This window comes from Flavobacterium sp. CAN_S2 (assembly GCF_015752255.1).
GTDB lineage: Bacteria > Bacteroidota > Bacteroidia > Flavobacteriales > Flavobacteriaceae > Flavobacterium.
This window is the reverse complement of the sequence record NZ_JADOVA010000006.1, coordinates 171,483-196,655: the sequence shown is the minus strand read 5'-3', so window position 1 is coordinate 196,655 and position 25,173 is coordinate 171,483. Positions and strand designations below refer to the sequence as shown.

Sequence of the window (25,173 nt, the reverse complement as noted above, 5' to 3'; positions counted from 1 at the left end):
TAAATTTGAACATGCTACAAAAATTCCAAAACCATCTTCATCATAATTTCCAGTTCTTGAGCGGAAAAAAAATACTTCTTGCCACAAGCGGCGGGAAAGACAGTATGGTAATGTTGCATTTGTTTCAGCAATTGGATTATGAAATAGGAATCGCACATTGTAACTTTCAGTTGCGTGGAATGGAAAGTTTTGAAGATCAAAATTTTGTACAGGAATATGCTTCCGCAAATGATATTCCGGTATTTATAACACAATTTGATACTAAAGCTTTCGCAGAAGATTATAAAGTTTCTACGCAAGTTGCTGCACGCGAGTTGCGTTATAACTGGTTTTATGAATTATTAAAAACTGAAAAATTCGATTACATTCTCACAGCACATCATGCAGATGATAATCTGGAAACGTTCCTAATCAATTTGAGTCGAGGAACAGGATTAGAAGGTTTAACTGGAATTCCAGAGCAAAACGATAGGGTAATTCGTCCGCTTTTGGCATTTAGCCAAGAGGAAATGGAAGAATATGCCAAATTAAATAACATTCAATGGCGCGAAGACAGCAGCAATGCATCGGATAAATACCTTCGGAATAAAATTCGCCATCATCTGGTTCCGATGTTAAAGGAATTGAATCCCAATTTTCTTTCATCGTTTCATAAAACGCAAACCTATTTGCAAGAAGCGCAAGTGATGGTTGAAGATGCTTCGATTATGATTTATCAACAAGTAGCTAAACAAGAGGATGATACTATTTATTTTGATTTAAAAAAATTAAAAAAATTACCCAATTACAAATCGTATTTGCATCAATGGCTGAAAGAATTTGGATTTTCGGCATGGGAAGATATTTATGATTTGGTTGAAAGCCAATCTGGTAAATACGTTTTTTCGCCAGAATATAGATTATTGAAAGACAGAGATTCTTTAATCCTAAGTCCGATAAATTTCGTAAATGAAAAGGAGGAATATTCAATTGATGAAAATCAAAAAGAAGTTAATATTCCCTTAAATCTTACGTTTTGTAAAGTAGCGGACATTAGTTTAACGACGAACTCAGCTATCTTTGTTGACGCTGATAAACTTCAATTTCCTTTGGTTTTGCGTCATTGGAATGAGGGCGATAGTTTTCAACCTTTTGGGATGAATGGTAAATCGAAAAAAGTGAGTAAGCTTTTTAAAGATGAAAAATTATCCTTGCTGGAAAAAGAAAATTCGTGGCTTTTGTGTTCAAATGATCAAATAGTTTGGATTATTGGTCTTCGTCAGGATGAGCGTTTTAGAATAGAGAACACAACAAAGAATATACTTAAAATACAATTAGAATAATGAAGAAACTACTATTTATACTTATTGCTTTTTTGGCTTTTGCCAATGGATATGCCCAAATTCTTGATCCTGCAAAATGGACTACCAAAATAGAAAAGAAATCGGAGAATAATTATATTCTTACTTTTAATGCCATCATAGAAAAAGATTGGCATTTATATTCCCAATTTACAGCTGAAGGAGGATCTTTGCCTTTGGAAATTATTTTCAAAAATCAAAAAGGAAATTTTAATTTAGTTGGCAAAGCCAAAGAAAGCAAAACCACAACTGCTTTCAATGATGTTTTTGAAGTGAACGAAACGTACTTTGAGAAAAAAGCTCAAATTCAACAAGAAATCACGATAACAAACCCAAAGATTACAAAAATTGAAGTCAATTTGAATTATCAGGTTTGTAAAGAAGCGTGTATCAATTTAGAGAAGAGTTTTACGTTTGCCATTCCTGCCACTGCAAAAACAGCAGAAATAACTACTGTAGCATCAGATTTAACTACAATAGACTCAGCAAAAGTAGACACTGCTGTCACAAATACAGATGTAAATAAAGACCAAGTTGTTACTCCTGAAAAAGTTCCTGTTCTGGATACCAAACCTTCCAAGCAAAGAGGATTATGGTCTATTTTCTTTATCGCTTTTTTATCTGGATTTGCAGCGTTGCTTACGCCTTGTGTCTTCCCGATGATTCCTATGACGGTCAGTTTTTTCACGAAACAAAGTAAAACAAAAGCAAAAGGAATTAGAAATGCCATTATTTATGGAATTGCTATCATCTTCATTTATGTGGTTTTAGGATTCTTAGTGACGTGGATTTTTGGTGCGGATGCATTGAATGCGTTGTCTACGAATGTTTGGTTTAATATTATTTTCTTTATTCTGTTAGTTGTTTTTGCGGCGTCATTTTTGGGAGCTTTTGAGATTATGTTGCCAAATTCCTGGGCAAATAAAGTCGATAATCAAGCGGATAGAGGCGGAATAATTGGAATTTTATTCATGGCTTTAGCATTGGCAATTGTATCTTTTTCGTGTACCGGACCTATCGTAGGAACACTTTTGGTTGAAGCTGCTTCTAAAGGCGGAATTGCACCAATTGTTGGAATGTTAGGTTTTTCATTGGCTTTGGCCTTACCTTTTATGTTGTTTGCCATGTTTCCGGGTTGGTTGAATTCATTGCCGAAATCAGGTGGTTGGTTGAATACCGTTAAAGTAGTTTTAGGGTTTTTAGAATTGGCATTGGCATTCAAATTTTTGTCAAATGCGGATTTGGTATTGCAATTGCATTTCTTGGAAAGAGAGGTTTTCTTGGCAATTTGGATTGCTATTTTTGGAACATTGGCCTTTTATTTATTCGGGAAAATTACGCTTCCGCATGATAGCCCGATGAGTCATATATCGGTGGGAAGATTGTCTTTAGGATTAGTGGTTTTGGCCTTTACTATCTATTTGATTCCCGGAATTTGGGGAGCACCATTAAAATTAATTTCTGGTTTTCCACCTCCAATGACGTATAGCGAAAGTCCGTACGGAGTAGGAAACTCAAAAGGTGGTTCCAATGTATCAGCTCAAATTTTGCCGGAAGGTGCACATTTAGGACCGCATGATCTTATCGCTTTTGAAGATTATGAAAAGGGATTGGCTTATGCCAAATCAGTAAACAAACCCATTTTACTTGATTTTACAGGATATGCTTGTGTGAATTGCAGAAAAATGGAAGATTATGTTTGGTCTGATCCTGCGATTCTAAAAATATTACAAGACGAAGTGGTTTTAATCTCTTTGTATGTGGATGACAAAAGAGAATTACCAAAAAGCGAGCAATATGTATCTAAAGAAACGGGTAAAGAAATTGTAAGTGTTGGAAATAAATGGAGTGATTTCCAAATTACAAGATACAAAGCTAACGCGCAACCGTATTACATTGTTATAGATGTAGAAGAAAATATGTTGTCTGATAAACCTGAAAGTTATAACTCGGATATTAATGCTTATAAAGGCTGGTTGAGAGAAGGAATTGATCGCTTTAAAAAGGCTAAATAAAGCGTAGCATCAGGACAAAACAGTAAACGTAAATTGCACTAATTTCTAAGAAGTAATCTTTGGAAATTAGTGCAATTTTTTTTGAATTTAGTGTTTTTTACTAAGTGTAATTGTTATATTTTAACTCTAGACAGGAAATTTTTTATTCAATTATTTTTTCGATATAATCAGAATTTAAAAGATACAAAGCGCCCATATAGCGTATTTGAAAAGCAACTAAGTCTCCAATTTTATACGTCTTTTTAGAATTAGAAATATCGATAACCAACATATCAGAACTGGCATCTACGATAGTAATATCCGTGTCATCAGATTCAATATATTGTGGTTGCATGTCAAGCAAGCCAATATCTAGAATGGCTCTCAGGGAAGTAATTCCCAGATCAGTGACATCATTCATTGAAAACGAATTTCCGGCTACATTCTCTCCTAATTCACCTGTTGGCGTATTCGGCTTTTCAGTAATTTCGATGATTTCAGCATATAATTTGAAAACATCATGGTGCATTCCTTCAATTGTATTTCCAGTAAACAAGTCTTTCCCAAAAAAGAGCGCTTCTCCTATTCGAAAGTGATTTACGGCCATTGGTCGCGCATTTTTTAGGAGCAACGGTATTGTAACCGAAGTTCCTCCGGAGACGAACGGAATACTGATATTGAATTTAGCTTCTATTAATTGCTTGTATAAACTTAATTGAATTAGCTTGTCCTGCGTTGGCATTACGCCGCTGAGGCAATTAAAATTGGTGCCAATTCCAGAGATTTCTATATTTGGCATTTTTAAAATAGTACCATAAAAGGCTATTAATTCTTCTCCCATAACACCTTCACGAAGATCGCCCATTTCAATCATGATTATAATTTTGTGGGTCTTATTTTGCTTCATCGCTTCACCTGAAAGTAGTTGTATGGTATAGATTTCAGTATTAAAACTTATATCTGCATACTTAACAATGCTTTCAATACTTCGTTTTGCAGGTGGTTTTATATAGACGGTTTGAATTTCTGGATCTAATGCTTTAATTTTTTTCAAATTGCTCACTCTTGAATCATGAATTTCCCGAACTCCTAAAGCGATGATTTCTTGAAGGTAAATTTTATTTCCACACAACAGTTTGGAAACTACGCCCCATTCAATATTTTTGGATTTAAATGTTTCATCTAAAAACTGATAGTTTTCCTGTAATTTTTTGCGATATAATTTTATAAATGCCATTTCTGATAATTTAAAACAAGTTGTTTAAGACAGAACTATTTAGTAAGTCTCATTTCTAGGTATTTATTAGTAAAACCTAAACTTTCGTATAATTTTTTGGCAGGATTATGAGGTTCGACATGCAATGCAATATTGCCTTCGGTAATGGATATGGCTTTTTGCATCAATTGTTTTCCCAAACCTTTACCACGCTGGCTGTTGTCTACAGCGATATAAACCAAAATATTTTCTGGAATGTAATCTTTCATTCCAGTATTGTTTAAAATAACAACGCCTACAATTTTTTGATCATCTATTCCCACTACAATATTTCCTCCTTTATTGGGATTCATAACGTAATCAATACATTTTTGAATGTCTTCAATCGTATCGCCGTACTGCTCTAAATGGGTGTGAAGGAATAGTGTTATAATTTGATTGGTGTAGATTTTATCTTCTCCGGTTCTGTTATTAATTTGTTTAAATATCATTTTTAAAGTAATTTATTATTAAATATGAGCAATAATTAAGCTATTGATTTTTCTAAATAGAAAATCAAATAGTATTGTTTTTTCGGTTAGTTATTAGCCTGTAAATGGAATTCTTCCAAAAGGCAAGAGATGCAGAAAACTGCAAAAAAAAGATGATTTTTTCAGAATAATTTCTGAAATAAAGGAATCAAATTTTGGATTAAAACTTCGTAAAAAGAAACTTTATTAACCACAAAAAATAATTTGGTATTTTACAAATATAAGGCAAATTATCTGAAAATAGCTCTTAAAATGGGTAAAATGTGCTTTTTATAAGGAAAAACGATCTTTTTTTTGGTTTTTTTTGTAAATAATTCAAGGCAAAGACAAAGGAATATCTGGCAGAAAAAATTGCTGAATCGAATATATAAATGATGAATTGTTGGTGTGAAAGCGTTGAATAATGAGCTATTATGAAGAGCGTAAATTGCTACTTTTTCATCTCATTAAAGTCAATCTGTGAATTTTAAAAAAGTTGAAATAACGATATTATATTCAGTGAGATTTTTTACCTTTAAAAACTATTTTTAACTCAAAAAATTCATGAAAAAACTACTTAGTATTTCTCTTTTTTTTATTGGAGCATTATTATTTGCCCAAGACAATAAAGCCAATTATGTTTCGGAAAATTACACTAAAAAAGAAGTGCATATAAAGATGCGCGACGGGGCAGAATTATTTACATCAATTTACACTCCCAAAGACGTTTCTAAAAAATATCCGATTATAATGCAAAGAACGCCATATAATTCCGGTCCTTATGGAGAAGGTCAGCTAAAAAGAAGTATTTCTCCAAGCGAAACCATGATGAAAGAAGGATATATCGTAGTCTATCAAGATGTTCGTGGAAGGTTCATGAGTGATGGATTATACGATAATATGCGCGGTTTTATTCCAAATAAAAAAGGAAAAAAAGATACCGATGAAGCTTCTGATACCTATGATACGATAGATTGGTTGGTCAAAAATGTGGCGAATAACAACGGAAATGTTGGAACTTGGGGGATTTCATATCCTGGTTTTTACGCTACATATTCTTTGTTAAGCAATCATCCAGCTTTGAAAGCGGTTTCACCTCAAGCGTGTATTGCCGATTTCTTTTTTGATGATTTTCATCACAATGGAGCATACTTATTGAGTTATTGGAAAGTGACGCCATTATTTGGCCCACAAAAAACAAAGCGTACTACAGAACCTTGGTATAAATTTACGAATACAGGATCAAATGATGATTATCAGTTTTTCTTGGATGCAGGACCATTATCGAATCTAGATAAATATTATGGTAAAGACAATGAGTTTTGGCAACAGCTGAAAGATCATTCCAGTTATGATGATTTTTGGCAAAAACGTGGTATTTTACAACATTTAAAAAATATTAAACCAGCGGTAATGACCGTTGGAGGTTGGTTTGATGCCGAAGATTTATACGGTCCTTTGAATACCTATAGTACGATAGAAAAGAGTAGCAAGAACTACAACACTATCGTTATGGGACCTTGGAGCCATGGTGATTGGGCTAGAAATTCAGCAAAACAAGTGATTGGTAATATTAATTTTGGAGACAGTATTTCCGGTTATTATCAAAAAAACATAGAAGCTAATTTCTTTCGTCATTTCTTAAAAAATAATGGTAAAGGTGAAAATAAATTACCAGAAGCCTATGTTTTTGACACCGGAAGAAAAGAGTGGAAGACCTATGAAACTTGGCCTCCTCAAAATACTGAAAAAGAAGATTTCTTTTTGCAAGGAAATCAATTGACAAAAATGGCGAAACGAAATATTTCTTTTGAAGAATTCATCAGTGACCCAAAAAAACCGGTTCCTTATTCTGAAGATATCAAACAAGCAGGGCTTACACCAAGGAAATATATGACGGATGATCAGCGTTTTGCTGCGAGACGTCCAGATGTGATAGTTTTTGAAACAGAAGTATTGAGTGATGATACCACATTAGCAGGAGATATATTGGCTAAATTACAAGTTTCTACTACAGGAACAGATGCGGACTGGATTGTAAAAGTGGTTGATGTTTTCCCAAATGACGAGCCAGAGACTAAAGATGTTGCTCCTTATTTGAAGATGAGTAATTATCATATGATGGTGCGCAGTGAGGTTATGAGAGGACGTTTCAGAAACAGTTTTTCAAAACCGGAAGCATTTGTTGCTAATGAGAAAACACCAGTGAATATTAAGTTGCAAGATGTTTTTCATACCTTTAAAAAAGGACATAAAATCCAAATTCAGGTTCAAAGTACTTGGTTTCCGTTTATTGATTTGAATCCACAAACATTTGTCGATAATATCTTTTATGCTAAACCAGAAGATTTTCAAAAGCAAACTCATAGAATTTATAATGATTCAAAAATTGAGTTTACTGTCTTAAAATAGATAATCCGTTTACTTAGAAAAAGCATTATATTATATTTAAAAACAAAATCCCAATCTTTAAAAAAGATTGAGATTTTGTTTTTAAAAGATATTGACTAAAACTAGTCTGGCAAAAAATGTTTCTTAAAGATGTTATTTCTTGTCTAAAGATAATTGTACAGACTGCAAAAATCATCCTTCTTTAAATGACTTTAGAGCAAAAAAAAAACTCTCTGAATTCAGAGAGTTTTTTTATCTTAAGATGATTTACAAAAATTCACCATGTTGAGAAATATCTAAACCTAATTCTTCTTTTTCTTCACTTACACGAAGTGGAGTAATTTTATTTACGATAAAGAAAAGGAAATAGGAACCTACAAAAGCAAATATGGAAACAACTACTAAAGCAGTTAATTGATTAATAAATAATGTAGCGTCTCCAAAAATTAGACCTTGATTATCACCAACAACGGAGTTGATTGATTTTGAAGCAAATACTCCAGTTAGAAGCATTCCAACCATTCCGCCCACACCATGACAAGCAAATACGTCTAAAGCATCATCAATTTTTCCTTTGTGGAAACTTCTAACCACTAAATTACTAACGATACTGGCAAAAGCTCCTATGAACATTCCGTGAGGAATACTCACAAATCCTGCGGCAGGAGTAATAGCCACTAAACCTACTACCACACCGATACAAGCTCCCATTGCAGAAAGTTTATGACCAAGAATTTTGTCAAGAAATACCCAAGCCATTCCAGCTGCAGCGGCTGCAACAGTAGTAGTTCCAAGCGCTTGAACCGCTAAACCGTTAGAACCTAAAGCCGATCCGGCATTGAACCCAAACCATCCAAACCATAATAAACCAGTTCCTAATAATACATAAGTGATACGTGCAGGATTAGGTTTTTGTGCTTTTCTTTTTCCTAAGAAAATAGCTCCTGCTAATGCAGCCCATCCAGCACTCATGTGAACTACAGTTCCACCGGCGAAATCTAATACTCCCATTTTAAAGAAAATACCATCTGGGTGCCAAGTCATGTGCGCTAATGGTGTATAAATAAGTAATATAAATAAAACCATAAATAGCAAGTAAGCCCAAAAACGAATTCTTTCAGCAAAAGCACCCGTAATTAAAGCTGGGGTAATTATAGCGAATTTTGCTTGAAACAAAGCAAATAACATAAAAGGGATTGTAGGAGCAAGACTCCATGCTGTATTTGTACCTACACCTTGAAAAAATAAATTCGGGATAGGATTTCCTATAACGCCTCCAACTGTTGGTCCAAATGATAATCCAAAAGCGATAACAACCCATAAAACCGTTACAATTATCATGGCCATAAAACTTTGAAGCATGGTACTGATGACATTTTTTTTACCTACCATTCCACCATAAAAGAAACCTAAACCAGGAGTCATGATTAATACAAGTGCTGTAGCAACAATCATCCAAGCGGTATCGCCAGTGTCAAATTTTACAGCTTCGGCAGGAGCAGGGCTATCTGTTAGAAAATAATTTGAAAAAAGGGTTAATACCAAGATTGTGATTAATATCACACTTAAAATAATTTTTCTCATTGTTTTTTAGTTTTAAATTTCGATAAAAATATAAAAAACCTTAACAACCCCCTTTATAAAAGTAATTGAATGTTTTATTTTTACGATTTAAACAATGTGTACCCCTTTTTATTGTGGGTATAATATAATATGAAGTTAATATTTATAATTTGTTAAAGTTAGGTTAAAGGAATATTATGTTTTGATACCTAAAACCGCCTTTTGTACAAAAAATTAAGAATCCTATTCTGATTTGTCGCCGTCTTTTGTAATGACAAAAGAGATTAAACTAAAAAAGGCACTAATTGCATGGATTTCACTTAGTGCCTTCAAATTATAAATGATGTGTTTATTTTAGCGTATGCATGCTTAAAATTTTATAAACCTCATTGATGTTGTTTCCGCCTTTACCAAATTGTTTCACAATTGGATTATTATCGTGGTTTAACCAAATTTTTAATTCGGCATCCAAATCTAATATTCCCGCACTTTCTTTAGAGAATTTCTTAATGCTGGAATATGGAATCGACATATAATCAACTTTGCTTCCAACCAATTGTTTTTCGACTAAAATCAGCCTTTTGTTGGTGAAAATAAACATATCCCGAATAAGCTTATACGCTTTTTCAATTTTTTCTCCATCAATTAAGATTGGCTCAAATTCATTCGAAACATTTTCAATGTTAACTTCAGATGCATTGCCTAAAATGGCGTTAAATAGTCCCATTATATTAATTTATTTTTGATTGTATTTTGTTTTATATCTGTCGTTCAGCTTTGTTTGATGTGTTTCCAGACTAATCATTCTCCCTTGTATAAAGGCATTAGTCAATTTATTGGTTCTCATATCTAAGGCATCACCTTCGGAAATGAATAATGTAGCATCTTTTCCTTGCTCTAAGGTACCACATTGCGCATCAATTCCTAATATTTTAGCAGTATTTGACGTAATTAGTTGCAATGCTTTTTCTTTATCCATTCCGTAAGCAGCGCATGTTCCTGCTAAAAACGGTAAATTTCTGGTATTCATTCTTTCATGGGCACCGCTATTTTCTAAACCTACCAGAACACCTTTATCGGTTAATAATTTTGCTGCTTTGTATGGTAAATCAATATCATGGTCATCGTTTTCAGGCATATCATGAACTCTTCTTAGCAAGACGCCAATATTGTTTTTTTGTAATAATTCAGCAGCTTTATAAGCTTCATATCCGCCAACAATGACCATTTTTTTAATACCATTTTCTTTGGCAAATTGTACCGCATCTATAATTTGTTTTTCCTCATTGGCATGAACAAACAGCGTTTGACTTCCGTCATACAAACCTTTTGTAGATTCTAAAACTAAATTTCTTTCTTTCGAACTATCGCCTAAATAGGCTTTTGCATTAGATAAAAATCCAGATAATTCTAAAATTTGTTTCGAATAATCTTTATTGGCTTCAATATTTCCAGGTTCAAATCGTGATCCACCTCTTCTAAAAGTAGTGGGGAAATTCACATGAATTCCGTCATTTTCTTTTATAATTGCATCTTTCCAATGCCAAGCATCCAATTGAACAATTGACGAAGAACCAGAGATTGTTCCGCCACGAGGCGTTATTTGAGCCATCAAAATACCGTTTGGTCGTACCGTCTCTATAACTTTAGAATCGGCAGTGTACGCTATAATACTTCTTACATTTGGATTCATAACTCCAATTTCATCTTCATCGTCAGAGGATTTTACGGCATCAATTTCGACAAGTCCCAAGGTGGAATTTGGAGCAATAAATCCGGGATACACATGTTTTCCGCTGGCATCAATTGTCACATCGTATGCTCCTGCGGCTAATCGGATTACTCTGGCATCTGCAACCAAAGTTATTTTCCCGTCCACAAATCCTATGGCACTATTCTCAATTATTTCACCGTTACCCAAGTGTGCTGTGGCATTAAGAATCAAAACAGATTTTGATTGCTTAGCGGCTGGTGTTTGTTGTGCTTTTGCAAGTATTGAGATGCTGCAGACCAACACTAAAAGATATATTTTTTTACTAATCATATTTGTATGTTTTTTTAAAATTGCTTTGCTTTTTTATAAAAGCTCGGTTTTTTTGAAATTCAAATTATTCCGTTATTCTTCCATAGAATCACAGTGATATTCTGTTTTTTCTTTCTTTTTAGGTTCCTGCGTAGTCATCCCTTTATTTTTTTCTTGCAATAACTGACCTATAAGTTCGCTTCTTTCCTTAGCAATTGCTACTCTTTGCGCTTCATCTTTTTGCGCATCGTAATACACAACACCTTCAATTAAGGTTTTTTCAGCTTTTGCATAAATAGATAAAGGATTTGCATTCCATAGTACAATGTCCGCATCTTTGCCCACCTTTATACTTCCTACTTTATCATCTATATGCAATAATTTAGCAGGATTCAATGTCACAAATTTCCATGCATCTTCTTCTGAAACATTACCGTATTTTACTGCTTTTGCTGCTTCTTGATTCAATCTTCGGGACATTTCAGCATCATCAGAGTTGTAGGCAACTACAATTCCTGCATTATGCATAATTGGTCCGTTGAAAGGAATGGCATCATTCACTTCAAATTTATAAGCCCACCAATCTGAGAAAGTAGAAGCTCCAACGCCATGTTCTTTCATTTTATCGGCAACTTTGTAACCTTCAAGAATATGAGTGTAGGTATTAACTCTAAAATCAAATTTTTCAGCTACATTCATCAACATCAAAATTTCAGATTGCACGTAAGAATGGCATGAAATGAAACGTTCTTTGTTTAATATTTCGGCTAATGTTTGTAACTCTAAGTCTACTCTTGGTGCATTTCCTTTTGCTTTTTTACCACTAGCTTTGTATGCTTTCCAAGCTAAGTCATATTCTTTTGCACGTTGGAAATAATCAGTAAAAACTTGTTCAACTCCCATTCTGGTTTGTGGAAAACGAGTAGGGTTTACGTTACCCCAATTGGATTGTTTAACATTTTCACCTAAAGCAAATTTGATGAATCCGGGTTGGTTTTTATATAGCATTTCTTCTGCAGGTGCTCCCCATTTCCATTTTACAATTGCAGAACGTCCACCAATAGGATTAGCTGAACCGTGCAATAATTGAGATGTTGTAACTCCACCGGCTAAATCTCTGTAGATGTTAATGTCTTCTGAATTCACAACATCTTGTATCGTTACTTCGGCACTGGAATTGTGTCCGCCTTCGTTCACACCGTTTGAAATGGCAATGTGTGAATGTTCATCAATGATTCCGCTGGTTAAATGTTTTCCTTTAGCATCAACAATTGTTGCAGATGCATCAGTAATATTTTTCCCAACAGAAGCTATTTTTCCGTTTTTCACCAATACGTCTGTTTCTTCTAAAATACCGTCTTTTTCATTAGTCCAAACAGTAGCATTTTTAAAAAGTATTGTTTCTGCGGTAGGTTTCTTTAGGTTACCAAAAGCAACATTTGGAAATGTTGTTGGGATGATCATGTTGTTTTTTTCAATTTTAGAAGAATCAATCGCTTTTACAAATGGAGCCGTTTTCACTGCTGACCATTTCACTTCATTTCCATTGAATAAAACTGCTTTTCCAGAAAGATTTTGTGTGTCTTCGATGTATCCAATTAATCTGGTGAAGCTCGTTTTAGTAGAATCATTAGGTTTGATTACCGTCGAAATCCAATTATTAGTCATCGTCAGTTTTGACTTTATTTTTTTGGAATCTACTGTTGTGATTTCTGATTTTGGTGCAGTAATCTCCCCATCAATTTTCCATTTGTATTTTTCAGCGTTAATAGTTAAATCATAATTTCCACGGATGTCCTTCGTTGCAATGTCGTTGACAACAAATTTGTTTCCTTGAACCCAGTTTTCATACAGCACTGTTTTTTCTTCAAAAATTTCTCCGGATGTAATCACAAAGTTGGCTAAACTTCCTGTTTTCAAAGTACCCATTTCGTTGCTTTTTCCTAAAAGCGCAGCAGGAATGGTAGTCAAAGCTTCTAATGCTTTAGTTTTATCAAAACCATATTTTATGGCTCTCAAAAGATTAGGTCTGAAATCCTCCATCTTCTTTAACTTGTCTGTTGTCAATGCGAAAACAATTCCATTATCCGATAAAACTTTAAGGTTGGTAGGCGCTTGATTCCAAAAACGCAAATCTTTCAATTCCATTTGGTTCGCTTGGTTCGGATCAGAAACATCATAGGCTTCAGGGAAATTGATTGGAATAATAAATTTCGAATTCGTTTTTTTGATTTCCTCAATGCGTTCAAATTCATTTCCGTTTCCTTTTAAAACGTAATTTAAACCAAATTCCTTCGCAATTTTGGACGCTCTTAAACTGTTTAATTTGTCTTCAGAAGCAAATATTTGAACTAATTTTTCATTATTTGCCATAGCTTCTAATGACAAATCTTTGGTTGTTGAATTTCCTTTTTTGTACCAGTCTAAATCATAATACATTTGGCGTAACAATGCCATCATTCCCATTAATGAACTTGGATAGGATTGATTTGTGGTAACACTTTTAGTAAAAGCAAAATGATTGGTCACTTTATCAGATAGCAATTGATTCTTTTTTTCAAAGTTATTCAAAGCGATTAAAGTTCCTGATCCGCGGGCAATTCCGTCCGGGATATGAGTTCCCACAACACCAAATCCAGCTTTTAATAATTCTTCGGCTTTAGGTTGGTCGTATTTAAATGCTTCGTAGGCATTCAATTCTGAACGAATGCTCTCATTCCAATAAAAACCGGATCTTTTTGTATCATACAAAGGGTTTCTTTCAGTTGTTCCTTTTGGTTTTTCGATTCCAAAACTCGTGTAAATATCAATAAAAGAAGGATAAATGGATCTTCCTTCTAAGTTGATTGTGGTACAATTTTTTGGAATGGAAATGTTAGTTCCAACGCCAATAACTTTTCCGTTTTGAATCAGTAAAGTACCTTTTTCGATAATTTGTGTGGGCGTTACATAAATTTTCGCATTGGTAAAAGCGGTAAAATTGGTGTTTTTGTTTTGAACACTTTCGTTATTCGGAAAGTATTCCTGTGCGTAGGTTTTTGGCAGTAAAAAACTGAAAAAGAGTAGGAGTAAGATTTTTTTCATAGTGTGGTTTCTAATTATTTTCTAAAAGTAGAAAAATGTTAATATTATACCTTAGATTTTTTTAATTTTAACATTTGTTTTTTGCGGAAAATGGAGGGTATTGGGCTGTGCGCCAAAGTATTTAGCGTATTTTTTGAAGATTTTTTTATTATTCTCAATTTTATTGGAACTTATGTAGGATTTCTTATAATAATAAGAAAAGTTTTCTCTAATTTTAGAATCAAATAAACACAGATGCTAGTTAAAGTTTTTGGAAGTGCAGTTTTTGGAGTCGAAGCCACAACGATTACCGTAGAGGTAAATATTGATAAAGGGATTGGTTATCATTTAGTTGGCTTGCCAGATAATGCTATCAAAGAAAGCAGTTACCGAATCGCGGCGGCGCTTAAAAATAATGGGTATGCCATGCCCGGAAAAAAAATTACTATCAATATGGCTCCCGCTGATTTGCGCAAAGAAGGTTCTGCGTATGACTTGACTTTAACCATCGGAATTTTGGTCGCATCTGGGCAAATCAATGCCGAGGACGTTGATAAATACATCATTATGGGGGAACTTTCCCTTGATGGCAGCCTTCAACCAATAAGAGGTGCTCTACCCATTGCCATTAAAGCCAAAGAAGAAGGTTTTAAAGGTTTTTTTCTTCCAAAGCAAAATGTAAAAGAAGCAGCAATTGTTGCCGGATTGGATGTATATGGAATTGAAAATGTTCAGGAAGTAATTGATTTCCTTGAAGGAAAAGGAACGCTGGAACCAACAACAATAGATACGCGAGCCGAATTTTATAAAACATTAGATTTTCCCGAATTCGATTTTAGCGATGTCAAGGGACAAGAAAGCATAAAGCGTTGTATGGAAATTGCCGCTGCCGGAGGACACAATATTATTTTGATTGGACCGCCGGGAGCAGGAAAGACGATGTTAGCCAAACGTTTACCGAGTATTTTGCCGCCGATGACGTTGCGTGAAGCACTTGAAACTACCAAAATTCATAGCGTTGCCGGAAAATTAAAAGAAGTGGGATTGATGAATCAGCGTCCGTTTCGCAGTCCACATCATACTATTTCTAATGTAGCTTTGGTGGGCGGAGGGAGTTATCCGCAACCGGGCGAAATTTCTATGGCGCATAACGGCGTTTTGTTTTTGGATGAGTTGCCAGAATTCAAACGTGATGTTCTCGAAGTTATGCGTCAACCTTTGGAAGATAGAGAAGTGACAATTTCCAGAGCTAAATTTACGGTTACTTATCCGTCCTCGTTTATGCTGGTGGCGAGTATGAATCCAAGTCCAAGTGGTTTTTTCAATGATCCGGATTCGCCGCAAACTTCTTCACCACATGAAATGCAGAGGTATTTGAGTAAAATTTCAGGACCTTTATTGGATAGAATTGATATTCATATTGAAGTGACTCCGGTTCCTTTTGAAAAATTATCGGATGATCAAAAAGCAGAAAGCAGTGTTGATATTCGGAAAAGAGTGACTGCAGCACGAGAAATTCAAACCGAACGCTTTGAACAAATGGAAAACATCCATTACAATGCTCAAATGAATACCAAACACATTCGGGAATATTGCGCTTTGGATGATGTTTCCAAGCAATTATTGAAAACGGCAATGGAACGATTGAATCTTTCTGCGCGGGCCTACGATCGTATTTTGAAAGTAGCACGCACGATCGCTGATCTTGATGCCGCTCCAATTGTGGTTTCCAGTCATATTGCCGAAGCGATTCAATATAGAAGTTTGGATCGAGATGGTTGGTTGGGGTAAATTAGATTTCAGATTTTTGAGTAACGATTTTTGATTTCAGATGTTTCACGGCTGCTAAATTGAGAGTAGGATTGCACTAGAGCGAGAAAAAAGAAAAGTATAGAAATAAATACTTCAAAAAAGAGATTTCGAGAGAAATCTCTTTTATTTTTGCCAAATGTTAGAAATTCTTTACCAAGACGAATATATTATTGCAATTAATAAACCAAGTGGATTGTTAGTCCACAAATCATTTTACGCACGCGATGCAAAAGTTTATGCGATTCAAGAATTGAGAAATCAAATAGGAGGACAGCATGTTTATCCTATTCATCGTTTAGATCGCAAAACATCTGGTGTTTTGTTATTTGCGTTGGACAAGGATGTTTTAAAAATTATGAATGATCGATTTGCCACACGCGAAGTCGAAAAAAAATATTTAGCCATTTTACGTGGTTGGTCACCTGAAGAACTAACGATTGATTATGATTTAACCAATGATGATGGCATCACACAAAATGCGATAACCTACTTTCATCGATTACAAACTACCGAAATTGAGTTAGAATTTAACAATAAATCAACGTCACGATATTGTTTGGTAGAAGCGATTCCTGAAACTGGACGTATGCATCAATTACGAAAACATTTCAAACATATTTTTCATCCCATTTTAGGAAGTCGGCCACATGGTTGTAATAAACAAAATAAATTATGGCTGGAGAATTTTGAACTGAAAGGAATGATGCTTCATGCACATCAGTTAATTTTTAATCATCCTATAACAAATGAACCACTTATCTTGAATGCCAAGATTAATGAAGAGTTTAGCAGAGTAGGTACTATTCTTAATCTAGATCTGAATACGTATGAATCGAATATTAATTTGTAAAATAATGCTTTACATTATTGTTGTATTTGGAATCAACAGTTTTCAGTATAAAGAGGAGTAGATTTTAGATTTTTGATTAACGATTTTTGATTTCAGTTAACTTCTACAAAATCGATAATGCGATTGCGAGCGTCCCGCTCGTGCCTATTATAAATTTATAGTGATTTACTTTTGTTAATGTTCACGAGCGGGACGCTCGCGCTAGCGGTGGCAAAACTTACCGAAAACTTAGCAATGAAGTTTTGCGCGCTGTTACCAGTACTTGCAATTAATTCTTCATTTCGGATATTGAATCAGTAATTTCTTGTTGATTATATTTTCCAGTTAGTATTTTGAAATCACCATTTTTATTAAGAATAACTATTGCTGAGCAAGTTTTATCTTTAGGAAAAAAAATGTTGCGGATGATTTCGTTTTTGTCAACATGAATAGTATTGTTTTTAGACATTTGATTTCTTCCTACGCAGTCAGAATAAACAAATTCTTTTTTAGCATTTTTTAGATCTACATTTTTATAAAATTCACTCCAATAATCAATTGTTTGAGGAATATTTTTTTCATAATCTGAATCTGAAAAATTTATCGGTGTTATGAAGTTAATAACCAATATATTTTCATTATGCCAATTAAACTCTGTTTCAATAGATTTGATTTCTGTCAATGTAAGTTTAACAAAACGAGGAATTGAATTTTGAGCATTTGATTTTAAACCAAAAATTATAAATATTATTAAAATCCATTTCTTCATTTTGAGTTGTTTTTTCTTCTATTTCCTATAACGTTCTTGCGCTACAAGCAGTTTGGGACTAAATTAAGCTCATTATTCGGATTTGCAAAATCTTCCAAATACAAAACCAATTTCAAATTAAGCTTAAAACCCACATTGCTTGTAGCGTGTGTTAGCAACAGATTTTAATAGGTGTATGTATATTGTTGTTCAGGTAAATAAATTTTATTCTTTCCTGCAATATTTTCAATATCCATCATTATACCAAGATACTCATCGTATGTTCTCATAGAACTAAATCTTGATATAAATAATTGTTTTTCTATCGGCTTTATGTAAGGTGCTAAAATTCTAATACGTTGGTCAAAGGTATTGATAGAAGATACTTTGATATGACTTGAAACTAACTGTAAAACCATAACAACATTTATAAAAATAATAAAAAGGATTGGAAGTGTTTTTCTTAGTAAAATCAAAGTTTTATTTTTTTCTTCGGTTTCACATACATTTTCTTTTTCATCAATTTTTTCTTCAAGAAATTGATTATGTTTTGTTACTTTTCTCATTATGGATAAAGTTACAATGGAAGTAAATAAAACTATTAAAATTGTCATTAGTGTTAAAGCGTAATCAGTTTTTCCAACTGCAATTTCTACATAAAGTTTATCGATAAAATAATTACTTATTTTACTACTTAAATAGAAAAATAGATCACTAAGAATTTTCAAAATTGGATCGAGAAGATATAAAAAGATAACACTTCCTATTAAGCTTGTAATAATGCCTATTTTAATTGATTTGTCGATGGTCATATTTAGTTGTTGTTTTTTAATTTGCTGATAACTAGTATATAGGTCTGACAAAATTATAATAAGTCACCCAATTTAGGGTAGATATATATTGCAAGCGTCATACTTAATTATTTCAAATATAACAATTTTTTCTTACAAGTCATCTGGCTATTGTATATTCAAGGGATGAATTTGCAAAATGGTATTGTGAAAGTAAAAACGCTCTTAATAGCCCCGCTATACACTACAATCCTTGTTAGGGCTAGTGTTCAGCCCTAACAAGGATTGTAGTGTATAGCGGGAAATATGCTCTTAAAAAACGAACTCGTTCTGCTCCTAAAAAAGAATATAAATTAATTATCTATTAGAACGTCGGTCATTATTTTGACTCGGGCGTCTTGGACCAAAACTGTTATTGCTGCTTCGGTTTGTGGTGTCTGTTTTTGGTTTTCGCGGTGTTGAATCGCGTTGTTGTCTTCCTTGTCCTTGTTTGATTGGTTCTTTGGAAGCGTTAGGATCGGGTTCGAAACCTTTGATGTTTTCTTTAGGCAAATTCAAACCCACTAATTTTTCGATATCACGTAAAAAAACCGTTTCATCGGGACTGAATAACGAAATAGCTTCACCATTGGCTCCAGCTCTTCCGGTACGACCAATTCGGTGAACGTAATCTTCGGGAATGTTAGGCAATTCAAAATTGACCACATGTGGTAACAATGGAATATCCAGACCTCTAGCCGCAATATCGGTAGCGACTAAAGCGGTCAGGCTTCCGTCTTTGAAACCCGCCAAGGCTTTGGTACGTGCGCCCTGACCTTTATTTCCGTGAATAGCGGCTGCTTTGATTCCGGCACTAATCATGCTTTCTGTCAGTTTATTAGCGCCTTGTTTTGTACGGGTAAAAACTAAAATTTGTTTCCAGTTTCCTTCTGTAATCAATTTAATGATCAGTTCTGTTTTTTTCTCTTTGGCAACAGGATATATTATTTGAGTAATAGCATCCACGGTTGTGTTTTCCGGGGTTGCTTCTACATGAACGGGATGGTGTAAAATGCCCATCGCCAATTTCTTGATGTCTGTTGAGAAGGTTGCCGAAAACATCAAATTTTGTCTTTTTGTAGGCAATACTTTTATAATGCGTTCAATGTCTCGTACGAAACCCATGTCCAGCATACGGTCAGCTTCATCTAAAACTAAGATTTCAACTTTGGCAAGTGATATTAAACCTTGGTTTTGCAAATCGATTAATCGACCTGGAGTGGCCACTAAAATATCGACACCCTGACGCAATTGCGTTACCTGGGGATTCTGGTTTACACCTCCAAAAATTACGGTGCTTTTCAGGTCTAAAAATACACTGTATTCCTTGATGTTGGCTAATATTTGTGCGGCTAATTCTCTTGTTGGTGTCAATATTAAGGCACGAATAGGTCTTTGTCGCAATTGTTGACCCTGTGATAATATTTGTAAAATAGGTAATGTAAAACCGGCTGTTTTTCCTGTTCCTGTTTGTGCCGATGCTAAAACATCTTTACCTTCTAATATTGGGGGAATTGCTTTTTGTTGTATTGGAGAGGGAGTTGTGTACCCTTTTTTGCTGATGGCTTTAAGTAAAGCATCAGATAAACCTAATGAGTAAAATGACATAAATGGTGTTTATAAAGTAAACACTATTATTTAGGTTACTTTTTTAATTGGGCGCAAAGGTACAGTTAATTTTCCGATGTGCTTTTGATTGCCCCGATTTGTTTAAATATAGCCACAAAAAAAATCGGGAATATATCCCGATTTTTTAAATTCTTACTGATTTTAAATTTATCTTATTTCTGCAAAAGTATCGCCTTGATTGATGTCACCGGATTTATAACCTTTCATAAACCAAGCTTTACGTTGTGCCGAAGTTCCGTGTGTAAAAGATTCCGGAACAATGTGTCCTTGTATTTTAGCTTGAATTGCATCATCACCAACCGCGTGAGCCGCACTTAAAGCTTCATCAATATCACCTTCTTCCAAGAAATTATTCATTTTTTGGTTGTAATGTGTCCAAACACCCGCATAAAAATCAGCTTGCAATTCCAGAGCAACCGATAATTTATTGGCTTCGGCCTGGCTTTTTCCTTGTTGCATTTGTCTCATTTTAGCAGAAGTGCCTAATAAGGTTTGCACGTGATGGCCAATTTCATGAGCGATTACATACGCTGTTGCAAAATCGCCACCTTCAGCTCCAAATTTAGTTTTCAGTTCCTCAAAAAATGTTAAATCCATATATACTTTTTGGTCCGCCGGACAATAGAAAGGTCCCGAAGCAGAGGTAGCATTACCGCACTCCGTTTCCACAGCCTGGTTGAACAATACTAAATTTGGTCTTTCATACTGCATGTTATTCTCCTGAAATATTTTTCCCCAAACATCCTCAGTATCTACTAATATAGCTTCTATGAATTTACCCTCTTCAATTTCGGCGGCGGTTAAGTCTCTTTGTTCAGTAGGAGCTCCATTTCCTCCATTCATTTGTTCCAATATTGGCGTAAGCATTTGGACGTTTTCTCCACCAAAAGTATTTAGTAACAATATGATTATACCAATAATTCCACCTCCCACAATTGTTTTTCCACCAGAGGACATTCCTCTTCGGTCTTCAAAATTTTCACTTGAACGTCTGCCACTCCATTTCATAATCTGTTATTTTTTAATTGTTAGTAAACCTTCATGATACAAAATTACATCATTTTAGATATAATTCTTCTTTTTTAAATTTAGGTCATTGTACCCATTTCAAAAATGTTTCTTCAATAATTCCTTTGATTATTGGTTTTGGAATGTAATCATTCATTCCTGCATTAAGACATTTTTCCTTTTCTTCTTTTTCGGTACCCGCAGTAATAGCGATTATAGGTACGTACTGTCCTGATTTCAAATCCCTTATGATTTCTGTCGCTTCGTAACCATTCATTACGGGCATTTGGATATCCATAAAAATAATATCAGGATGAATCGTTTCAAATTGTTCCACTGCTAACTTACCATTTATTGCTTCATAAATTGTGGTAGGTACAGGCAAATTTTTAATAATTGTTTTCAATAATAACATATTCACTTTATTATCCTCCACAATTAATACAGTAACTTTTTTCGCCTGATGATTTGTTTTGACCACTATCTTTTTAATCGACTCAAAATCAGTGTCGAATAAACTGACTGTTGCCGGCGCTTCATTGCTTGTCTTTAATGTTAAATCAAAATAAAATGTGCTGCCTAAATCTATCGTACTTTCTAATTCTAAACGACTGTTCATTAATCCTAATAATTGGTTTGAAATCGTTAAACCAAGTCCTGTACCACCAAATTTTCTTGTCGTGGAACTGTCTTCCTGTGAAAATGCTTTAAATATTTTCTTTTTGTTTTCTTCCAAAATTCCAATTCCGGTATCAATAACCGCAAAGCGAATTGTAGCATTGAAATCATCTATTTTCTCTATCACGGATACTTCTAATTTTATAGCGCCTCTTTCTGTAAATTTCACGGCATTCGCCAATAAATTAATCAAAATTTGTTTCAATCTAACGCTGTCCAGCCAGAAATACTTGGGCATATCTGCTGCAATATTGAGTTGTAGTTTTAAATTTTTTTGATTGGATTCATATAAAATTAAATCAATTACTTGAGCGAGCATTTCATTGATATCATATTTTTCGATGTACAAATCCAGTTTTCCCGCTTCAATTTTGGAAAAATCCAGAATATCATTGATAATGTCTAGCAAGGAGTGTGCCGATTGACTGATGGTAGTCATATATTTATGCTGTGTTACTCCAAGATTAGTTTTCATCAATAAATCCGTAAATCCGATAATTCCGTTTAAAGGCGTCCTAATCTCATGACTCATATTAGCCAGGAACTCTGATTTTGCTTTGTTGGCAGCTTCGGCTAATTCCTTTTCCTGAACTACGGTTTCGGTTTGCTTTCTCTCGGTAATGTCAATGAAAATACCTTCCAAAAAGGCAATTTTGCCATCTTTGTAAATGGTATCTCCAAATTCTTCTACCCAAACGGTATGGTTGTTTTTATGTATAATTCGGTACGTTAAGTGAATGGGGATTTTACTGTCTATTGCATTTTTTTGAGCAGCAATAGTGCTCACTTTATCTTCGGGATGTATTAAATCAATGAAAGATAAGTGATGATTCAGGAATTCTGATTTTGGATAACCGGTCAGTTTTTCAATTTCATCGTTGATGTAAATTTTAGTGTTATTTTCATCATAGTTCGACAAATAAACGGTTCCAGGAATATTATTAGCCAGTAATCTAAATTTCTCTTCGCTTTCATAAATAGCAGTCTCGTTAGTAATGCGTTCAATAGATGACGAAATATTACTGGCTAATGTTTGCAGAATATTAACTTCATCTTCAGACCAGTCTCTTTCGTTTTGGGTGTCATCAAAACCTAAAAAACCATAAAATTTATTTCTCACAAAAATTGGAAACAAGATGATTGAAACTACATCAACATTATTTAATTTATCTCTAAGCGATGGATTTTCGATTTTTGGAATTATCGCTTTGTAAATTTTATTGTTTAAAAGCGGTGTCAATAGTTCCTCAAAAAAGGCATGAGGCAAATTTTGAAGTTTAATATTGTTCTCCGTCAATTTGATATTGTTGATTATCCATCGGTATTTTTGACTTATTAATCCCGTGCTTCCGTCATTTTGATAGTAATAGGCACGATGAGATTTGGTCGCTTGTCCCATAATAATAAGCACATCGGAGAAAATATCGTTGATATCATTACTGTTCAAAAATTTCTCCGTACAAAGCGCCATAGCAGACAAAAGTTCACTTTTGTATTCTAATTTTTTTTCAGTTTCATAGCGGCTGTGTGAAATCATTGTCAAGGAGATAATATCCGATATGGATCTTACAAAATTAATATCTTCATTATCCCAATTTATTTTTGATTTAGTAGCCTCAAGACACAATACTCCAATGAGTTCTCCATTAATAAAAAATGGAATATCTAACATAGACTTGATTTCATATTTTAAAAAATAATTTTCAGTAAATTCTGATAGTCCATATTTGCTGAATACGTCAGGAGCACAAATTTGTTTTCTGCTTTTTATCAGTTCAAAATAGATTGGAAAATTTTCTTTTTTAAGAACAACGCCTCTACTGAAAGAATTAGTTTCTAATTCATATTGATTTTCACACGTTAAGATATCATCGTTATATTTCCAATAACTTACACGATTGCATCTTGTAACTCTAGCAGCAGATTCTATGATTTGCATCACGCTGACATCTAGATTTTTATAATTGCTAAAGTTAGTCGTTGATAATTTTTTAATTGTTTCGTTATATTGTTCTACTTTTTCCTGACGAATTTTATTTTCAGCTTCAATATCTTTAAATTTAGTAATATCTCGGGCAATACCGGAATAAGCGACTACTGTTCCTTGTTCATTTCTACGAATAATCACTTTTTGCGAAACCCACAATTCTTCTCCGTTCTTTTTTAGTAACGGAAATTCAATAGTTGGAAAGTAATTTTCATTTTCTAACAAATTTTGATAAAAATCTCTGATGCTGCTAACATAATCTTTCCGAATGAATTCTGAATAATTCCGATCTATAATTTCGTCATTTTCATAACCTAAAGATTTGATGGTGAATTCATTCACAAATATAAAATTTCCATTAGTATCGACTTCAAAAATGAGATCGATTGCATTTTGAATTAAATTCTTGTACTGATTTTGAATTTGGATTTCATTGGTTACATCCTGCCCAATTCCAATTACTAAATCATTCGAAAATTTCTTATCATTCCATTGGATGTATTTGAATTCACCACTTTTACATTTCAGTTTTCGAATAAATATACGGTCATCTTTAAATGTTTTATGGTATTCTTCACCAAAAAATTCGCTATCTTCAGTGACTTTCCAGTAGCCTAATCCCATAACTTCGTCAACAGAATAGCCTAAAATTGTTTTTACATTTTCACTGCAAAAAACAATTTCGCCTTTTTTGTTAGTGGCCAGAATGAGCGAATTTCCTTTGTTGATAATTTGATTGTTGAAACGCATTTCAACTGCAAGATTCAGTAAGGAAATGTAATGAATGTAGTTTATAATCAAAATTATGAATGAATAGATTCCAAGCGCAATACTGGTTTCTACAGGAATCAATTTTAATAAAAAAATAACCACAAAGAATGTAAAAACTGCGGCTACGAAAAACCAATACAGTTTTGCAGGTTTTAAGATGTTGTATGAAAAGAAAAAGGAAACAATAAAACCTACAATAGGAATTGTATCTGTAGGAGAATAAATCAGATTTCTAGAAATAAAAACGAAGTACAAAAGAAATAAACTGATGAATATTTCTTTGATATATTTAAAAATAATGGCAAATTTTGTGCTTAAAAGGTAGAGAATCAGCAGAAATAAGCCAATACTACAATTAGCTAATAATAAACTTTTAGGTCTGATTTTAAAAATCTCAAAGATGATTTCAATTGCTGGAAGTATGATGCCTAAAAAAAGAAGATACAGCTGGTATTCTTTATTTTTGAAAACTGTTTCCGTACCATTTTCTAATAACTTACTCTTTAAAGTCGATTTTATTTTATAAACTTCATAGATTAAGAACACAAATAAAATGGGGATAGTAATCAATAAAAGATTACTCAGAGGAAAAAAATTATAAGCCCAAAATAAAATAAATTTTGAGTTGAGAATAGTCAGTAGGCTACAGTACCACACCATAGTAAAATTTTTATGAGGTTTCTAAAGAGTAGATTTTGGGCTCTAACTTTTGGTGTTCAATGTAGGGAAAAATTTTAAATAAAAACCAAAACAGATTTGAATTTCTGTTTTGGTCTATATTC

16 protein-coding genes are annotated in these 25,173 nt (G+C 33.7%); 5 read left to right on the top strand and 11 right to left on the bottom strand.

The features are described from left to right. Positions 1 to 11 precede the first annotated feature (11 nt). Both tilS and IWX80_RS16370 read left to right on the top strand, forming a co-directional pair. Positions 12 to 1,322 carry a tRNA lysidine(34) synthetase TilS gene (gene tilS / locus IWX80_RS16375; protein ID WP_196854391.1) on the top strand — a complete coding sequence of 437 codons (1,311 nt, stop codon included), beginning with the start codon at positions 12 to 14 and terminating at the stop codon, positions 1,320 to 1,322. Continuing rightward, on the top strand, positions 1,322 to 3,355 hold the full coding sequence (locus IWX80_RS16370; RefSeq protein WP_196854390.1) for a protein-disulfide reductase DsbD family protein: 2,034 nt from the start codon (positions 1,322 to 1,324) through the stop codon (positions 3,353 to 3,355). Before tilS ends, IWX80_RS16370 begins: the two co-directional genes overlap by 1 nt. 142 nt (positions 3,356 to 3,497) lie before the next feature. Here IWX80_RS16370 and IWX80_RS16365 read toward each other — a convergent pair whose 3' ends face one another. Together IWX80_RS16365 and IWX80_RS16360 are read right to left on the bottom strand one after the other, a co-directional pair. After that, positions 3,498 to 4,571, bottom strand: a complete 1,074-nt coding sequence (locus IWX80_RS16365) for an alanine/ornithine racemase family PLP-dependent enzyme (protein ID WP_196854389.1) — start codon at positions 4,569 to 4,571, stop codon at positions 3,498 to 3,500. Positions 4,572 to 4,606: 35 nt separating this feature from the next. Continuing rightward, positions 4,607 to 5,041 (bottom strand): GNAT family N-acetyltransferase, encoded by a 435-nt coding sequence (locus tag IWX80_RS16360; protein WP_196854388.1) that lies wholly within the window; start codon positions 5,039 to 5,041, stop codon positions 4,607 to 4,609. A gap of 582 nt (positions 5,042 to 5,623) precedes the next feature. On the opposite strand from IWX80_RS16360, the gene IWX80_RS16355 reads away from it, so the two are divergent. Then, positions 5,624 to 7,471, top strand: a complete 1,848-nt coding sequence (locus tag IWX80_RS16355) for a CocE/NonD family hydrolase (RefSeq protein WP_196854387.1) — start codon at positions 5,624 to 5,626, stop codon at positions 7,469 to 7,471. A 246-nt stretch (positions 7,472 to 7,717) separates the two neighbouring features. Here the strand turns inward: IWX80_RS16355 and IWX80_RS16350 are convergent, their stop codons facing one another. The 4 genes from IWX80_RS16350 to IWX80_RS16335 form a co-directional block, all read right to left on the bottom strand. Beyond that, positions 7,718 to 9,034, bottom strand: coding sequence for an ammonium transporter (locus IWX80_RS16350; protein ID WP_196854386.1), 1,317 nt, complete (start codon positions 9,032 to 9,034; stop codon positions 7,718 to 7,720). Positions 9,035 to 9,362: 328 nt separating this feature from the next. Beyond that, positions 9,363 to 9,740 (bottom strand): PH domain-containing protein, encoded by a 378-nt coding sequence (locus IWX80_RS16345; RefSeq protein ID WP_091171087.1) that lies wholly within the window; start codon positions 9,738 to 9,740, stop codon positions 9,363 to 9,365. A 9-nt stretch (positions 9,741 to 9,749) separates the two neighbouring features. After that, entirely contained in the window at positions 9,750 to 11,057 is a 1,308-nt protein-coding gene (locus IWX80_RS16340) for an amidohydrolase family protein (protein WP_196854385.1), read from the bottom strand. Between the two features lie 72 nt (positions 11,058 to 11,129). Continuing rightward, positions 11,130 to 14,120, bottom strand: a complete 2,991-nt coding sequence (locus IWX80_RS16335) for an amidohydrolase family protein (RefSeq protein WP_196854384.1) — start codon at positions 14,118 to 14,120, stop codon at positions 11,130 to 11,132. Between the two features lie 234 nt (positions 14,121 to 14,354). On the opposite strand from IWX80_RS16335, the gene IWX80_RS16330 reads away from it, so the two are divergent. Beyond that, positions 14,355 to 15,890 carry a YifB family Mg chelatase-like AAA ATPase gene (locus IWX80_RS16330; RefSeq protein ID WP_196854383.1) on the top strand — a complete coding sequence of 512 codons (1,536 nt, stop codon included), beginning with the start codon at positions 14,355 to 14,357 and terminating at the stop codon, positions 15,888 to 15,890. A gap of 157 nt (positions 15,891 to 16,047) precedes the next feature. Continuing rightward, a complete protein-coding gene (locus IWX80_RS16325) occupies positions 16,048 to 16,761 on the top strand; it encodes a pseudouridine synthase (RefSeq protein ID WP_196854382.1) in 714 nt (237 codons plus the stop codon). Positions 16,762 to 17,029: 268 nt separating this feature from the next. Here the strand turns inward: IWX80_RS16325 and IWX80_RS16320 are convergent, their stop codons facing one another. From IWX80_RS16320 to IWX80_RS16300, 5 genes are all read right to left on the bottom strand, one after another. Further along, positions 17,030 to 17,509, bottom strand: a complete 480-nt coding sequence (locus IWX80_RS16320; RefSeq protein WP_196854381.1) for a hypothetical protein — start codon at positions 17,507 to 17,509, stop codon at positions 17,030 to 17,032. 164 nt (positions 17,510 to 17,673) lie between these two features. Then, positions 17,674 to 18,300: a hypothetical protein gene (locus IWX80_RS16315; RefSeq protein ID WP_196854380.1), complete on the bottom strand. Its 627-nt coding sequence runs from the start codon at positions 18,298 to 18,300 to the stop codon at positions 17,674 to 17,676. Positions 18,301 to 18,636: 336 nt separating this feature from the next. Next, positions 18,637 to 19,926, bottom strand: coding sequence for a DEAD/DEAH box helicase (locus IWX80_RS16310; protein ID WP_196854379.1), 1,290 nt, complete (start codon positions 19,924 to 19,926; stop codon positions 18,637 to 18,639). A gap of 168 nt (positions 19,927 to 20,094) precedes the next feature. Continuing rightward, positions 20,095 to 20,955: a KPN_02809 family neutral zinc metallopeptidase gene (gene ypfJ / locus IWX80_RS16305; RefSeq protein ID WP_196854378.1), complete on the bottom strand. Its 861-nt coding sequence runs from the start codon at positions 20,953 to 20,955 to the stop codon at positions 20,095 to 20,097. An 85-nt stretch (positions 20,956 to 21,040) separates the two neighbouring features. Beyond that, on the bottom strand, positions 21,041 to 25,051 hold the full coding sequence (locus IWX80_RS16300; protein ID WP_196854377.1) for a PAS domain S-box protein: 4,011 nt from the start codon (positions 25,049 to 25,051) through the stop codon (positions 21,041 to 21,043). Positions 25,052 to 25,173: the final 122 nt, after the last annotated feature.

What these genes read in the sequence shown, in the direction of transcription:
- tilS (WP_196854391.1), top strand. Translation starts at nt 12, where the DNA reads ATGCTACAAAAATTCCAAAACCATCTTCATCATAATTTCCAGTTCTTG.
- IWX80_RS16340 (WP_196854385.1), bottom strand. Translation starts at nt 11,057, where the DNA reads ATGATTAGTAAAAAAATATATCTTTTAGTGTTGGTCTGCAGCATCTCA.
- IWX80_RS16360 (WP_196854388.1), bottom strand. Translation starts at nt 5,041, where the DNA reads ATGATATTTAAACAAATTAATAACAGAACCGGAGAAGATAAAATCTAC.
- IWX80_RS16370 (WP_196854390.1), top strand. Translation starts at nt 1,322, where the DNA reads ATGAAGAAACTACTATTTATACTTATTGCTTTTTTGGCTTTTGCCAAT.
- IWX80_RS16320 (WP_196854381.1), bottom strand. Translation starts at nt 17,509, where the DNA reads ATGAAGAAATGGATTTTAATAATATTTATAATTTTTGGTTTAAAATCA.
- IWX80_RS16300 (WP_196854377.1), bottom strand. Translation starts at nt 25,051, where the DNA reads ATGGTGTGGTACTGTAGCCTACTGACTATTCTCAACTCAAAATTTATT.
- IWX80_RS16330 (WP_196854383.1), top strand. Translation starts at nt 14,355, where the DNA reads ATGCTAGTTAAAGTTTTTGGAAGTGCAGTTTTTGGAGTCGAAGCCACA.
- IWX80_RS16315 (WP_196854380.1), bottom strand. Translation starts at nt 18,300, where the DNA reads ATGACCATCGACAAATCAATTAAAATAGGCATTATTACAAGCTTAATA.
- IWX80_RS16350 (WP_196854386.1), bottom strand. Translation starts at nt 9,034, where the DNA reads ATGAGAAAAATTATTTTAAGTGTGATATTAATCACAATCTTGGTATTA.
- IWX80_RS16310 (WP_196854379.1), bottom strand. Translation starts at nt 19,926, where the DNA reads ATGTCATTTTACTCATTAGGTTTATCTGATGCTTTACTTAAAGCCATC.
- IWX80_RS16325 (WP_196854382.1), top strand. Translation starts at nt 16,048, where the DNA reads ATGTTAGAAATTCTTTACCAAGACGAATATATTATTGCAATTAATAAA.
- ypfJ (WP_196854378.1), bottom strand. Translation starts at nt 20,955, where the DNA reads ATGAAATGGAGTGGCAGACGTTCAAGTGAAAATTTTGAAGACCGAAGA.
- IWX80_RS16345 (WP_091171087.1), bottom strand. Translation starts at nt 9,740, where the DNA reads ATGGGACTATTTAACGCCATTTTAGGCAATGCATCTGAAGTTAACATT.
- IWX80_RS16335 (WP_196854384.1), bottom strand. Translation starts at nt 14,120, where the DNA reads ATGAAAAAAATCTTACTCCTACTCTTTTTCAGTTTTTTACTGCCAAAA.
- IWX80_RS16365 (WP_196854389.1), bottom strand. Translation starts at nt 4,571, where the DNA reads ATGGCATTTATAAAATTATATCGCAAAAAATTACAGGAAAACTATCAG.
- IWX80_RS16355 (WP_196854387.1), top strand. Translation starts at nt 5,624, where the DNA reads ATGAAAAAACTACTTAGTATTTCTCTTTTTTTTATTGGAGCATTATTA.